This is a genomic window from Accumulibacter sp., from assembly GCF_031732815.1.
Taxonomy (GTDB): Bacteria; Pseudomonadota; Gammaproteobacteria; order Burkholderiales; family Rhodocyclaceae; genus Accumulibacter.
In genome coordinates this window covers 3427-17029 of record NZ_JAVMKF010000261.1, presented here as the reverse complement: position 1 = coordinate 17029, position 13603 = coordinate 3427, and the positions used below count along the sequence as shown (strand labels likewise).

Genomic DNA, 13603 nt, shown 5'->3' with positions numbered 1-13603 from the left:
CGCTGGTCCTGATCGACGCCGGCTGCGAAATCGAAGGCTACGCGTCCGACATCACGCGCACGTTTCCGGTCGGCGGCCGCTTCAGCACCGAGCAGCGTGCGGTCTACGAAATCGTCCTGGCGGCGCAGGCGGCAGCGATCGGCGCGATCAGACCGGGCGCGCGTTTCGTCGACTACCATCACGCCGCCTTGCGCGTCCTCAGCCAGGGACTGATCGATCTTGGCGTGCTCACCGGAACGGCAGACGCGGTGATCGAGAGCGAGGCCTACAAGCCCTACTACATGCATCGCACCGGCCACTGGCTCGGTCTCGACGTGCACGATGCGGGCGCCTACCGAACGGGTAGCGGCGACGACGACTGGGTGGTCCTCGCCCCCGGCATGACGCTGACCGTCGAACCAGGCCTCTACCTGCGACCGGGCGACAAAGTGCCCGAACACCTGCACGGCATCGGCGTGCGCATCGAAGACGACGTCCTGGTCACCAGCACGGGCAGCCAGGTGTACACCAATGCGCCGCGTACAGTCGGCGAGATCGAGGAAGTCATGCACCATGAATGAGGCGATAGAAACCGTCGACATCGCCGTCGTCGGCGCCGGCCCGGTCGGCATGACGCTCGCCCTCGCCCTGACTGACGGCCCCTGGCGCGTCCTCCTGATCGACAGCCGTTCGCCTGCGGCCTGGGCCGGCGATCCGCGTGCGCTCGCCCTGTCGCACGGCACGCGGCAGGTGCTCACTGGCCTGGACGCCTGGAACGACGCGGCAGCAACGCCGATCACGACGATCCACGTCTCGCAGCGCGGAGGCTTCGGGCGAACGCTGATCGAAGCCAGCGACTATGACATCCCGGCGCTCGGCTACGTCATGCGCTACCGCGAACTCGCCGGCCGGCTGGCCACGCGCATCGACGCGGCAAGCCTGCTGCACGACACGTCGCTAGTTGGCCTCGAGGTCGACGCGGAGATGGTGAGGCTCAGGCTGGGCGGTGCCAACGGCGAGCGCACGCTGCAGGCACGCTTGCTCGTCCACGCCGAAGGCACGCCCGGCGCGGCCAGCGACGTACGCGTCTTCGATTACCGCCAGCACGCCGTCGTTGCCGAAGTGCGGCCGAACGCGCCGCCCGGCGGACGCGCCTGGGAGCGCTTCACGCCCGACGGGCCGTTGGCCCTGCTGCCGCTCGGTGACGACTACTCGATCGTCTTCACCGTCCCGCCCGGACGCGCCGAGCACTTGCAGACACTGTCCGACGAAGACTTTCTCGCCGCGCTGCGCGAACAGTTCGGTGGTCGCGTCGATTTCGTCGCCAGCGGGCGGCGCGCCGCCTTTCCGCTCGCGCTGCGCGTTCGCCGACGACTGGCCGGCGCGCGCCAGGTCTGGATCGGCAACGCCGCGCAAAGCCTGCACCCGGTCTCCGGACAGGGCTTCAACCTCGGCCTGCGCGATGCCTGCGAACTCGCCGCAGCGCTCTTCGACCATACCGACGATCCCGGCGCGACGCAGCTCCTCGATCGTTACGCGCGCCGGCGCTGGCTCGACCGTAGCGGCAGCATGGCTTTCACCGACGGCATCGTACGCGTCTTCTCGAACGACATCCCGCCGCTGCGCGCGGCGCGCGGCCTCGGCCTGCTGGCGCTCGACACGCTGCCTGCGCTGCGCCACTTCGTCGCCAAACGCATGATCTGGGGCGCGCGCGCCTGGCTGTAGCCGCCGCGCCCGAGAAGATTCACGTTTACGATGACACGTTCGACGGCCGGCCGGCGTGAGGTATCGGTGCTACGGCACGGCACGGCCATCCGGCAACCCAGGCGGTTCGTCTTTCCCGGCGCTTTCGGCTAGACTGGCGGGCTTCAGACAAGCGGCAGCCAAGACGGGTGAGACGAACACCATGCAGACCAGAAAAAGCCACCAGTTGATCGAATTCAAGGGGACGACCCTACCCGTCGTCGTCGTCACCTTGCGCTCGCTCGTCGTCGAAGATGTGGCAGTCGCCGCGCGGGAGTTGTTCGGCGACGATCCGTTTTTCGACGGCGACCCCGCCTTGCTCGAACTCGCCGCGCTCGCCGATGCGGACGCGGCCGATTGGCAGGCGATCGCGCAGACGCTGCGTACGCACGGGCTGAACCTGATCGGCGTGCGTGGCGGCAGCGAGGCGCTGCGCACGAGTGCCGCCGCGTCCGGCTTGCCGACCTACGCGACCGGCGCGCGCGCAGCGAACGCAGCCGCGGCAACCGACACAGCCGAGGCGCGCGCGGCGGTCGACGAAGCTTTACCGGCAGCAACGGCGGCAGCCGCGCCGCCGGAAAGCCCGGAAACCCCGGCCGCGCCGGCCAGCGCGCCAGCAGCGGCGGCCAAGCCGCCGCTCGGCCCGCTCCCGACGCTCTTCATCGACCGCCCGTTGCGCTCGGGCCAGCAGGTTTACGCACGCGGCAGCAATCTGGTCATCCTGGGCGCAGTCAACGCCGGCGCAGAAGTGATCGCCGACGGCAGCATCCACATCTACGCACCGTTGCGCGGGCGCGCCCTCGCCGGCGCCGCTGGCGACACTGGCGCGCGCATCCTGTGCACGCGCTTCGACGCCGAACTGGTTTCGATCGCCGGCCTCTATCGCACTTTTGATGGCGGCGTTCCCGCCGGCCTCGCCGGCCAGGCAGTCCAGGTCAGGCTGGCCGGCGGAAGTGACGACGAGGCCGGCAAGCTGCTGGTCGAGCCGCTGAAGACCGATTGACCGGCGCGCTGCGCAGCGGTCGGAGCGACGCGCGCCGCCGCTTGCGGCGGAAGATGCTTTCTGCGAGTAGAATCTCGCCTTTATTTTGCGGAGGATGACCGGTGACCCGTATCGTCGTCGTAACGTCCGGCAAGGGCGGGGTCGGCAAGACCACCACCAGCGCCAGCTTCTCTTCGGGCCTCGCCCTGCGCGGCTACAAGACGGCGGTGATCGACTTCGACGTCGGTCTGCGCAATCTCGACCTGATCATGGGCTGCGAACGCCGAGTTGTGTACGACCTGGTCAACGTTCTCAACCACGAAGCGACGCTGACCCAGGCACTGATCAAGGACAAGCATTGCGCAAATGGCCAGCTCTTCGTGCTGCCCGCTTCGCAGACGCGCGACAAGGATGCACTGACCGAAGAGGGCGTCGAAGGCGTGCTCAAGGAACTCGAACACATGGGTTTTGACTATGTCGTCTGCGATTCGCCGGCCGGCATCGAGCGTGGTGCGGTGATGGCGCTCACCTTCGCCGACGAGGCGCTGATCGTCACCAACCCCGAGGTCTCGTCAGTGCGCGACTCCGACCGCATCCTCGGCATCATCCAGGCGAAATCGCGCCGCGCGCTGCTTGGCGGCGAACCGGTCAAGGAGCATCTGCTGATCAGTCGCTACTCGCCCAAGCGGGTGAATGAAGGCGAAATGCTCTCGTACAAGGACGTGCAGGAAATCCTGCGTATCCCGGTGATCGGCGTCATTCCAGAATCCGAGGCGGTCCTGCAGTCGTCGAACGCCGGTACTCCGGCGGTGCATCTCGCCGGGACCGACGTTGCCGGAGCGTATCTCGACGTCGTCGGCCGCTTCCTCGGCGAGACGATTCCGCTGCGTTACGTCGACTACGAAAAACCGGGTCTGTTCAAGCGACTGTTCGGGGGTAAGTAGGATGTCGCTGTTTTCGCTGATATTCGGCAACAAGCCCAAGACCGCGGCGATCGCCAAGGAACGTCTGCAGCTGATCATTGCCCATGAAAGGGGGGCGAGCAACGCAACGCCGGATTTCCTGCCGGCCTTGCAGAAGGAGCTGATCGCGGTCATTTCCAAGTACGTGTCGGTCAGCGAGGACGACATCAAGGTGTCGCTCGAAAAACAGGGCAACTGCGAGGTCCTGGAAGTCAATATCGTCATGCCGGAGAAAGCCGGCAAGTTGTAAAATTCGTCCTTTTCCCGCTCGCTACCGGCACCTCTCGGCCATGCAATTCCTTGGTTTTTCGCTCGCCAGCAATCTTTTCGTCGCGCCCATGGCGGGGGTCACCGACCGCCCGTTCCGCCAGCTCTGCAAGACGATGGGCGCGGGCCTGGCAGTCTCCGAGATGGTGACTTCAAACTCGCTGCTCTACGGCAGCGTGAAGACGCGGCGACGGGCCAACCATGACGGCGAAGTGGCACCGATCGCCGTGCAGATTGCCGGCGCAGATCCGGCGATGATGGCCGACGCGGCGCGCTACAACGTCGACCGCGGAGCGCAGATCATCGACATCAACATGGGCTGCCCGGCCAGGAAAATCTGTAACGTAATGGCGGGTTCAGCCCTGCTGCGCGACGAACCGCTGGTCGGCCGGATTCTCGAAGCGGTCGTCAACGCCGTCCCGACGACGCCGGTAACGCTGAAGATCCGCACCGGTTGGGACAAGGCCAGCCGCAACGCCAGCCGCATCCTGAGCATCGCGGAAGCCGCCGGAGTCAGAGCGCTTGCCCTGCATGGCCGGACGCGCGCCTGTGGCTACAGCGGACAGGCCGAATACGAGACGATCCGGGCGGTGAAGGCCGCCGCGCGCATCCCGATCATCGCCAACGGCGACATCGATTCCCCGGAAAAGGCGCGCTTCGTTCTTGCCGCGACCGGCGCCGATGCGCTGATGATCGGGCGTGCAGCGCAAGGCCGGCCGTGGCTGTTTCGCGAAATGGCCCATTTCCTGCAAACCGGCCGGCACGCGCCGGCCTTGCGTATCACCGAGATCCACCAGATCCTGCTCGCCCACCTGGAAGACCTGCACGCCTTCTATGGCTGCGAAACCGGCGTCCTCATGGCGCGCAAGCACATCTCGTGGTACACGCGCGGGCTGCCGGGTTCGGCCGCTTTCCGCCAGGCGATGAACCGCGTGCCGACCGCCAGCGGGCAACGCCAGGCGGTAGACGATTTCTTTTTCTTTCTTGCCGGCGAAGCGGAGTATCTGCCGGCCTCGCCGCAACGGTCGGCGTCTCTCGCGGCTGCCGACGATCGCCAGGAACTCGCCGCATGATCCCGACGCCTCGTGACAATGACATCGCCGCCTGCGTGCGCGCCGCCTTGCAGACCTACTTTCAGCAGCTGGATGGGGAAAAGCCGGCCGCCGTCTATGCCATGGTGCTCCGCAGCGTCGAGCGCCCGATGCTCGAAGTCGTGCTCGAAATGACCGGCGGCAACCAGACACTGGCGGCAGAAATCCTCGGCATCAACCGCAACACGCTGCGCAAGAAGCTGCTTGATCATCAGATCGTGGCCTGACCCGCGCTCGTCACCTTTCCCTTCCCTCATCGATTCGTTCCCGCCCATCATGAAAATCCGCCAAGCCCTGATCAGCCTTTCCAACAAAACCGGAGCGCGCGAGTTCGCCCTCGGCCTCGTCGCGCAGGGTGTCACCCTGTTGTCCACCGGCGGCACGGCAAGGATGCTGCGCGAGGCCGGTTTGCCGGTCACCGAGGTGGGCGATTACACCGGCTTCCCGGAAATGCTCGACGGACGCGTGAAGACGCTGCACCCGAAAGTCCATGCCGGCATCCTGGCCCGCCGCGATCTGCCCGAACATGTGCAGACGATCGCGCAGCACGCCATCCCGACGATCGACCTGGTCTGCGTCAACCTCTACCCCTTCCGCGAGACGGTCGCCCGCCCCGGGGTGACGCTCGACGAAGCGATCGAGAACATCGACATTGGTGGACCGGCGATGGTCCGCTCGGCGGCCAAGAACTACGGCGGCGTGGCCGTCGTCACCGACCCCGACGACTATCCGGCGCTGCTCGCCGAAATCGCCGCAAATGCCGGCAGCCTCAGCCTGGCAACCCGCTTTGCGCTGGCCAAAAAGGCTTTCGTGCATACCGCGCGCTACGATTCGGCGATCGCCAACTGGCTGACTGCCCTTGATCAAGGCGGGCAGCCGCAACAGTTTCCCGCGCACCTGCAGCTCGCTTTCGACCGGGTCGAGACGCTGCGCTACGGGGAAAACCCACACCAGCAAGCCGCTTTCTATCGCGATCAGTGGCACACCGCGGGAGCGATCGCCGACTATCGCCAACTGCAGGGCAAGGAGCTGTCCTACAACAACATTGCCGACGCCGACGCGGCCTGGGAGTGCGTCAAAACCTTCGACGCGCCCGCCTGCGTCATTGTCAAGCACGCCAATCCCTGCGGCGTGGCGATCGACGATCGCCTGGTGAGCGCCTACGAAAAGGCTTTCCAGACCGATTCGACATCGGCATTCGGTGGCATCATCGCGTTCAACGGCACGGTCGACGTCGACGTCGTGACAGCCATGAACGCGCGCAAGCACTTCGTCGAAGTCCTTCTCGCGCCCGGTTTCACGCCCGCCGCGCGCGAGCTGCTGGCCAGCAAGCAGAATCTGCGCGTCCTCGAACTGCCGCTGGCGCGCGCTCATCACGCTTGCGAAATGAAGCGCGTCGGCGGTGGATTGCTCGTCCAGACGCCCGACGGCTTCAATGTGCAGGCCGCCAACCTGCGCGTGGTCACCCAGTTGGCGCCCACTGCCGAGCAGATCGCCGACCTGCTTTTCGCCTATCGCGTGGCCAAGTTCGTCAAGTCGAACGCCATCGTCTTCTGCGCCCGCGGCATGACACTGGGCGTCGGCGCCGGCCAGATGAGCCGTGTCGATTCAACACGTATCGCCGCCGGCAAAGCGGCGAGCGCCGGATTGGACGTGCGCGGATCGTGCGTCGCCTCGGATGCCTTCTTCCCCTTCCGTGACGGTATCGATGTGCTCGCCGAAGCAGGTGCCACGGCGGTCATCCAGCCCGGTGGATCACTGCGCGACGAGGAAGTAATCGCCGCCGCCAACGAACACGGCCTGACAATGGTGTTTACCGGCACCCGCCACTTCCGCCATTGAGTCCCTTGCCGACACCCTGCGCGAACTCATCCGGCTGCTCGTTGGCGCGATGGCGGCCAGCGCCAGCCAACGGCGAAGCGCCGTGAAAGGAAAGTAATGAACGTCTTGATCGTCGGCTCCGGCGGCCGTGAGCACGCGCTTGCCTGGCGCCTGGCAAAATCGCCCAGTCGGCCAAAAGTCTTCGTCGCCCCCGGCAACGCCGGCACGGCGCGCGAGCACGATCTGGAAAACGTCGCGCTCAGCGATCCCGCGGCGCTCGCCGACTTTGCCGAACAACAGCGCATCCAGCTCACCGTCGTCGGTCCGGAAGCCCCGCTCGCCGGCGGCATCGTCAATCTGTTTCGTGACCGCGGTCTGCGCATCTTCGGTCCAACGCGCGAAGCGGCGCAACTGGAGAGCTCGAAGGACTTCGCCAAGCGCTTCATGGCCAGGCACCAGATCCCGACCGCCCGTTTCGCGACCTTTGCCGACCGTGCGGCGGCGCACGCACACGTGGAAGCGCACGGCGCGCCAATCGTCATCAAGGCCGACGGACTGGCGGCCGGCAAGGGCGTCGTCGTCGCCATGGACCAGGCGAGCGCACACGCGGCGCTCGACCGCATCCTGCCACCCGTACCGACGAGCGACGCGCCAGACGCCGGCGCGCCGGCACGCGTGGTGATCGAGGAGTACCTGGAGGGCGAGGAAGCCAGCTTCATCGTCATGGTCGACGGTAAGAACGTCCTGGCGCTCGCTTCGAGTCAGGACCACAAACGGATTGGCGACGGCGACAGCGGCCCGAACACCGGCGGCATGGGCGCCTATTCGCCGGCCCCGGTGGTGACGCCCGAGGTGCACGCGCGAACGATGCGCGAGATCATCCTCCCGACGGTACGCGGCATGGCCACTGAAGGAATTCCCTACACGGGCTTCCTGTACGCCGGGCTGATGATCGCGCCGGACGGATCGGTGAAGACGGTCGAGTTCAATTGCCGCCTGGGCGACCCGGAAACGCAGCCGATCATGATGCGTCTGAAGTCGGACTTGCTCGAACTGCTCGAACACGCGGTGAGCGGCCGCCTCGACCGGATCGAAGCGAGTTGGGACCGGCGCGTCGCGCTCGGCATCGTGCTCGCTGCCGCAAACTATCCGGACACGCCGCGCCTGGGCGACGAGATCAGCGGCTTGCCGAAAGGCAGTGAGGACAGTCATGTCTTCCACGCGGGTACGCGTGAAAGCGAGGGCCGGATACTCACCGCCGGCGGTCGCGTGCTCTGCGTCACGACGCTCGGCGACAACATCAGGCTGGCGCAGAAGCGCGCCTACAGCCTGATCGACGGGATTCGTTTCGCTGGCATGCAGTATCGCCGCGATATCGGCCATCGCGCGCTCGGCCGGTGAGCCCGCAACGTGCACGCCGGCCTTGTTGCGCCGGTCGTGGTGTAACTGCGGAAAGGCACAATGATTGATCCGCTCGCGCTACGCGCCTTTTTCACCGATCTGCAGACGCACCTGGTCGCCGCCGCTGAAGCCTTGGCGGGCGGTGACGAAGCGCGCTTTCGCAGCGATCCCTGGCAAAAGGCGGCTGGACAAGCGCTGAGCGGCGACGGGCGCACGTGCATCGTCGAGGGCGGCGCCGTTTTCGAGCGTGCCGGTGTCGCCTTTTCGCACGTGCGTGGTGACGCGCTGCCGCCGTCGGCGAGCGCCCAACGCCCCGAGCTGGCCGGACGTGGGTTCGAAGCCATGGGCGTTTCGGCGGTGTTTCATCCGACCAATCCCTACTGTCCGACGGCGCACATGAACGTCCGTGCGCTCCTCGCGACTAAGCCAGACGAAGCGCCCGCCTGGTGGTTCGGCGGGGGCATGGACCTGACACCGTATTATCCCTTCGTCGAAGACATTCGCCACTTTCATGGCGTCTGCCGCGACGCGCTGAACGCTTTCGGCGACGAACTCTACCCGCGTTACAAGAAGTCCTGCGACGAGTACTTCCATCTCAAACACCGAGCGGAAGCGCGCGGCGTCGGCGGCATCTTTTTCGACGACCTCAGCGAGGGCGGATTCGAGCGTTGCTTCGCGCTCACCCGCGCCGTCGGCAAGGCCTTCGCCGACGCCTATCTGCCGATCGTCGAACGTCGCCGAAAGACCCCGTTTGGCGAACGAGAACGCGACTTCCAGGCGTACCGGCGCGGCCGTTACGTCGAATTCAATCTGGTCTGCGACCGCGGCACCTTGTTCGGCCTGCAGTCGGGCGGGCGCACCGAATCGATCCTGATGTCGCTGCCGCCGATCGTCAAGTGGCGCTACGACTGGCACGCGGAGCCGGGTTCGCCGGAGGCACAACTCGACGAGGTCCTGCGCCCGCGCGACTGGCTCTAGCCGGGGCACGCCACGCGCTTCACTCCGCTTGCTCGGCGGCCGCCCGGTAATGCGGCAGTGCCAACTGCGCGCGCTCGGTCTGCTCGAACAGACGCGCCAGCTCGAGGCGGACTTCGCGCCGATCGGCCAGCGCCAGCGAGGCCTCCAGATAGCTCTGCGCCTTTCCCCACAGGCGCTGCTGCAGGCAGAGCCGACCCAGGCTGCGCAGCAGTTCGGCATCGTCCGGATGCTCGGGCAACCAGCTTTCCGCGCGCGCGATGCAGGCCGTCGGATCACTCGTTGCCAACTGGCCGTAGAGCCTGACCAGCGTGCTCTCCCATTCGACCGCCAGGCACCGATCGAGCAGGCTCTGCGCCTCGTCGTGCGCGTCGTCGACGAGCAGCGCTTCGGCAAACACGCTGGCCAGGCGCCCACGGCATTCGGCCGCGGGTACCCGGCGCAAGGTCTTGAGCAGTTGGCCGACGTCGCTACGCTGACGAATCAGTTCGCGGTAGGCGCGCAGCTTGATCTGCTCGCCGACTTCCGGCGCCAGCGCGGCGCGCTTCTCGAGCAGACGCGTCAAACGGATCACCTCCGGCCAGTTGCCGCAGCCTTCATGCGCGCGCAGCTCCAGACGCAGCGCGGCGATGTGCCGACCGGAGATCGCCTGCAGCTGCTGCAGCGCCTCGGCCGCCTCGGCAAAGCAGCGCGCATCGAGGTAGATCTCGGCCTCGACCATCAGGCGCGCTGGCGTCAGCCGGCGGTCGTCACGATCGACCCGCGCCAGCCAGGACTGCGCCTTGCCGACCTCGCGCAGATGCTGCGCCGCACGCGCCGCCAGCAGGGCCGCCAGCCCGGGCGATTCACCCACGGCAGAGGCCTCGCCGGCGCGACGCATGGCCTGCGAATAGCGCCCTTCGAATAGCAGTCGCCAGCTTTCGCGCAGGCTTTCGGCAGCCTTTTCGCGCTGCCGGCGACGGCGATAGCCGTCGACCCGTCCAGGCAAGGCAAGCGCCAGACCAATGCCGCGCACGACGCCGTAGAAAAGCAGGAAAGCAAGCGCAAGCACGAAGAGCGCCAGGGCAAGCGATACGTCCGCCCGGTAAGGCGGTACGACGAGCAGCAGATAGCCCTCGTTGAAGCGCACTGCGACGGCAATACCGACTGCCAGCGCAAACAGGGCGAGCAGCCGGAACAGGCGCCTCACCGGCGTTCCTTGCCCAGACGGAAGGTCTTGATCGCGGCCAGGCTCTCGCCGAGCGTGGGCAGCTCGAGGCTGATATCGGTCGAAGCCAGCTGCCTGATCGCTGCCTGCGCCGTCGGCAGCGCCGCGCTATGCGGGTCGAAATAGCGTTCCAGCCAGGCCTGCGCGTGTCTCAACTCGTTGCGGAACGTCCATTGATCGCGCGCCAGCAGAGCCAGGCGGGCATTCAGCAGGCGCAGCTTGAGATTCTCGCGCAGAAAGAAATCCTGCCCCGGCGCCAGCAGTGCCGGTTCGGCACGATCGAAACGCTGGATGCGAACCAGGCTCCTGAGCTCGCTCCAGAACTCGCCCGCCAATCGGCGCCAGAAAGCCAGGCTGGCCGCAGACGCTGGCTCAGTCGTGTCGGCCGGCGAACTCGCCGGCTCGTCCTTCACGCGCGGGCGGCCATCGACGGCCAAGGGCAAGCCATCGATCGCATTGATCACGCTTTCCAGACGCAGGTTCATTCCGGCCAGGTCGACTTGCGGCAAGGCGCGCAGGCGTTCGAGATCACGCGCAAAGACCTTGCGCAGGGCGATGAACTGCGGCCGATTGCTGCCCGCCAGGCGAGCGTCGGCCGTCTGCAGCGCGAGCACTGCCCCCTGCACGTTGCCGGCGAGTTGCAATTGCTGCGCGGCCAGGGTGACGCCCTGCTCGACCTCGGCCAGCGCCCACTCCTCGCGGCTGCGCGCGAGGTCCTGATAGAGGCTCTCCAGCATCGCCTGCTGACTCTGCGAATCGGCGATACGCCCTTCAAGCGCCCCCAGGCGGCCGAGCACGCCGGCGAGCTGTTCCTGCGCCTGCTTCGCCAGGGCACGACTCTCGGCACCCAGCGCTTCGCTCTCGGCCAGGCGACGGGCGAGTTCCTGTTGCGTGTCGCTCAGCTTCAGGCGCGTCTCAAACCACTGCCAGGCAGCCAGGCCAAGCGCAAAAACGGCGATCAGCAGCCACGGATCAGCCCGCCAACCGGCGCCCACGGCGACCACCGGGGCTACCGGCAGCGCCGTTGCCGGTGCTCGTGCCGGAGCAGCCACTTCGGCCGGGGCTGCGTCCTGCGGTGTCGCGCGCTCGCCGTCGCTCATCGGGCCGACCAATCGTAGGCGTCGAGCGCAGCGACGATTCCGCTGTCGGCCGCAGCGCCGAGGACGACCTCGCGCAGACCGAGTTGCTGCGCCACTTCAGCAATCCGTGCGTGCGGAACGAACACCGGTGTGCTGCGCAGGCGCTCGCGCTGCGCTTCGTCGAGCGAGTCGTAGAGGTTGCGCAGACCCTCACTGGAAGAAATCGTCCACGCATCGATCGTGCCGCCCGCCTGCAGTTCGTGCCACGCTGCGGCATCGGCCGGCGCCGAACGGCGGTAGCAGGCAACCGCATCCACTTCGGCACCGCGCGCGCGCAGCGTCGCAGCGAGCAGTTCACGCCCGCCGTTGCCGCGCCAGAGGACGATGCGCCGGCCGCCGACGCGCTCGGGCTGCAACTCGGGCAGGTCGAGCAGCGCCTCCGAATCGAAGCGCCCGACAGGCAGCAGCGTCCGCCTGAGGCCATGGGCGTGCAGGCGCTCGACGGTGCTCGGGCCGATCGCCGCCGCCGGCAGAGCGTCCGGCCAAGGGCGCAGCGCGAGAATCTTCGGCAGGCTGAAGTCGACCGCGTTCGGGCTGATGAAGATGGCCAGCGAGTAATCGTCGAGACGCGCGATAGCCGCCAGCAGTGGCGCCTGGTTCTCGTCGGGGGCAATTTCCAGCAGCGGGAAAAGCAAGGGACAAGCACCGCGCTCGGCAATCAGGCTGGCCAGTCGCGTCGCCTGTGCGCGTGGCCGCGTGACGACGATGCGCCGGCCGGCCAGCGAGCTGGTCATCGAGCCCCGGCGAGCGCCGCGAGTATCGTGTCGGCGCCGCGCTCACGCAGCATCTGCGCCAGTTCCTGACCGATCGACTCGCCGGCATCCGCTTCGCCGCGCAGTTCGCCGCTGATCATTCGGCTGCCGTCGGGCAGGGCGACGAATCCACGCAGCCAGAGCGCGCCCTGGTCGAGGACCGCATGCGCCGCCAGCGGAACCTGACAGCTCCCGCCAAGCGCACGCGAAAAAGCCCGCTCGGCGCGCACGCAACGCGCACAGTCGGCATCGTCGAGCGCAGCGACCAGCGCGCAGACATCGCCACGCGCGGCGCGCACCTCGATCCCGAGGACACCCTGCCCGGGCGCCGGCAACGACTGCTCTGGTGTGAGCAGCGACCTGATCCTTTGCGCCAGACCGAGACGCAGCAAACCGGCGGCCGCGAGAATGATCGCGTCGTACTCGTCGGCGTCCAGTTTGCGCAGACGGGTATCCAGATTGCCGCGCAGGCTGCGCACCACCAGTCGCGGGTGGTTGGCGCGCAAGACCGCTTCGCGGCGCAGGCTGGAGGTGCCAACGACGGCCCCCGCCGGAAGTTCGTCGAGCGTCGCGAAGCGATTGGAGACGAAGGCATCGCACGGGTTTTCGCGCGGCGACATGGCGGCCAGGACGAAGCCCTCGGGCATCTCCATCGGCATGTCCTTCATCGAATGCACCGCCAGGTCGGCCGCGCCCTCGACCATCGCCAGTTCGAGTTCCTTGATGAACAGGCCCTTGCCGCCGATCGCCGCGAGCGGACGATCGAGAATCCGGTCGCCTCGCGTCGTCATGCCGAGGATGTCGACGACCAGTTGCGGATGCGCCGCGCGTAGCCGCTGGCGCACGTGTTCGGCCTGCCACAGAGCAAGGCGCGACTCGCGCGAAGCGATGACCAGACGGGCAGCGGGGGATGATTCAGAGGGCAAGGGACGATTCCATACGAAACGCGATCAGCGCGCGGCACCGACGCCAGGGCGAGCCAAGGCGAGATTCTAACATGCCCTGATCAGGCGTCCTGCGCTGCCCGCCGGGCCGCGGCGCCGCCCGAGCAGGCAGCAAAGCCGCCCCACCCGCCGGGCGCGCGCTCAGCGATCGGCTTCGTGAACCCCCTGGATCGCGGTCAGATAAGCGAGCACGTCCTGGATGTCCTTCGCCGACAGCGTGTACAGCACGCCTTCGCGCGCGCTCTCTTCGTCGTGCGGGCGATCCGCCTTCAGGTAGGCGTCGACCTGCTTCTTCAGGTAGTTCGTGTATTGCCCGACGAGCATGGGAAACATTCCCCGC

15 protein-coding genes are annotated in these 13603 nt (G+C 67.2%); 10 read left to right on the top strand and 5 right to left on the bottom strand.

The annotated features are described in order from the left end of the window. The 10 genes from RKP46_RS15455 to hemF all read left to right on the top strand — a co-directional run. The coding region (locus RKP46_RS15455; RefSeq protein WP_311107458.1) for a M24 family metallopeptidase at positions 1-560 on the top strand (560 nt) is incomplete at its 5' end. Further along, positions 553-1704 (top strand): FAD-dependent monooxygenase, encoded by a 1152-nt coding sequence (locus RKP46_RS15450; protein ID WP_311107457.1) that lies wholly within the window; start codon positions 553-555, stop codon positions 1702-1704. The genes RKP46_RS15455 and RKP46_RS15450, both read left to right, overlap by 8 nt. Before the next feature lie 181 nt (positions 1705-1885). Beyond that, positions 1886-2725: a septum site-determining protein MinC gene (gene minC, locus RKP46_RS15445; protein WP_311107456.1), complete on the top strand. Its 840-nt coding sequence runs from the start codon at positions 1886-1888 to the stop codon at positions 2723-2725. A 101-nt stretch (positions 2726-2826) separates the two neighbouring features. Continuing rightward, on the top strand, positions 2827-3648 hold the full coding sequence (gene minD / locus RKP46_RS15440; RefSeq protein ID WP_311107455.1) for a septum site-determining protein MinD: 822 nt from the start codon (positions 2827-2829) through the stop codon (positions 3646-3648). 1 nt (position 3649) lies between these two features. Next, positions 3650-3916 (top strand): cell division topological specificity factor MinE, encoded by a 267-nt coding sequence (gene minE / locus RKP46_RS15435; RefSeq protein ID WP_311107454.1) that lies wholly within the window; start codon positions 3650-3652, stop codon positions 3914-3916. Between the two features lie 40 nt (positions 3917-3956). After that, positions 3957-5006, top strand: coding sequence for a tRNA dihydrouridine synthase DusB (gene dusB / locus RKP46_RS15430; protein WP_311107453.1), 1050 nt, complete (start codon positions 3957-3959; stop codon positions 5004-5006). After that, entirely contained in the window at positions 5003-5251 is a 249-nt protein-coding gene (locus RKP46_RS15425) for a helix-turn-helix domain-containing protein (protein ID WP_311107452.1), read from the top strand. Before dusB ends, RKP46_RS15425 begins: the two co-directional genes overlap by 4 nt. A gap of 49 nt (positions 5252-5300) precedes the next feature. Further along, a complete protein-coding gene (gene purH, locus RKP46_RS15420; RefSeq protein ID WP_311107451.1) occupies positions 5301-6866 on the top strand; it encodes a bifunctional phosphoribosylaminoimidazolecarboxamide formyltransferase/IMP cyclohydrolase in 1566 nt (521 codons plus the stop codon). Between the two features lie 96 nt (positions 6867-6962). Beyond that, positions 6963-8246 (top strand): phosphoribosylamine--glycine ligase, encoded by a 1284-nt coding sequence (purD, locus tag RKP46_RS15415; RefSeq protein WP_311107450.1) that lies wholly within the window; start codon positions 6963-6965, stop codon positions 8244-8246. 60 nt (positions 8247-8306) lie between these two features. Continuing rightward, positions 8307-9224: an oxygen-dependent coproporphyrinogen oxidase gene (gene hemF / locus RKP46_RS15410; protein WP_409194158.1), complete on the top strand. Its 918-nt coding sequence runs from the start codon at positions 8307-8309 to the stop codon at positions 9222-9224. Between the two features lie 19 nt (positions 9225-9243). Here the strand turns inward: hemF and RKP46_RS15405 are convergent, their stop codons facing one another. The 5 genes from RKP46_RS15405 to RKP46_RS15385 all read right to left on the bottom strand — a co-directional run. Then, complete coding sequence (locus RKP46_RS15405) at positions 9244-10410, bottom strand: heme biosynthesis HemY N-terminal domain-containing protein (RefSeq protein WP_311107449.1); 1167 nt, start codon at positions 10408-10410, stop codon at positions 9244-9246. Then, positions 10407-11528: a uroporphyrinogen-III C-methyltransferase gene (locus RKP46_RS15400; RefSeq protein WP_311107448.1), complete on the bottom strand. Its 1122-nt coding sequence runs from the start codon at positions 11526-11528 to the stop codon at positions 10407-10409. Before RKP46_RS15400 ends, RKP46_RS15405 begins: the two co-directional genes overlap by 4 nt. Beyond that, entirely contained in the window at positions 11525-12301 is a 777-nt protein-coding gene (locus tag RKP46_RS15395) for a uroporphyrinogen-III synthase (protein ID WP_311107447.1), read from the bottom strand. The genes RKP46_RS15400 and RKP46_RS15395 overlap by 4 nt, the downstream gene beginning before the upstream one ends. Continuing rightward, positions 12298-13245, bottom strand: a complete 948-nt coding sequence (gene hemC, locus RKP46_RS15390; RefSeq protein WP_311107446.1) for a hydroxymethylbilane synthase — start codon at positions 13243-13245, stop codon at positions 12298-12300. The genes RKP46_RS15395 and hemC overlap by 4 nt, the downstream gene beginning before the upstream one ends. Before the next feature lie 159 nt (positions 13246-13404). Beyond that, on the bottom strand, positions 13405-13603 hold a 199-nt coding region (locus RKP46_RS15385), incomplete at its 5' end, for a c-type cytochrome (RefSeq protein ID WP_409194157.1).

Excerpts from the sequence above, each read along its gene's own strand:
- minE (WP_311107454.1), top strand. The coding sequence starts at position 3,650 with ATGTCGCTGTTTTCGCTGATATTCGGCAACAAGCCCAAGACCGCGGCG.
- RKP46_RS15450 (WP_311107457.1), top strand. The coding sequence starts at position 553 with ATGAATGAGGCGATAGAAACCGTCGACATCGCCGTCGTCGGCGCCGGC.
- minC (WP_311107456.1), top strand. The coding sequence starts at position 1,886 with ATGCAGACCAGAAAAAGCCACCAGTTGATCGAATTCAAGGGGACGACC.
- RKP46_RS15425 (WP_311107452.1), top strand. The coding sequence starts at position 5,003 with ATGATCCCGACGCCTCGTGACAATGACATCGCCGCCTGCGTGCGCGCC.
- dusB (WP_311107453.1), top strand. The coding sequence starts at position 3,957 with ATGCAATTCCTTGGTTTTTCGCTCGCCAGCAATCTTTTCGTCGCGCCC.
- RKP46_RS15395 (WP_311107447.1), bottom strand. The coding sequence starts at position 12,301 with ATGACCAGCTCGCTGGCCGGCCGGCGCATCGTCGTCACGCGGCCACGC.
- purH (WP_311107451.1), top strand. The coding sequence starts at position 5,301 with ATGAAAATCCGCCAAGCCCTGATCAGCCTTTCCAACAAAACCGGAGCG.
- hemF (WP_409194158.1), top strand. The coding sequence starts at position 8,307 with ATGATTGATCCGCTCGCGCTACGCGCCTTTTTCACCGATCTGCAGACG.
- purD (WP_311107450.1), top strand. The coding sequence starts at position 6,963 with ATGAACGTCTTGATCGTCGGCTCCGGCGGCCGTGAGCACGCGCTTGCC.
- RKP46_RS15400 (WP_311107448.1), bottom strand. The coding sequence starts at position 11,528 with ATGAGCGACGGCGAGCGCGCGACACCGCAGGACGCAGCCCCGGCCGAA.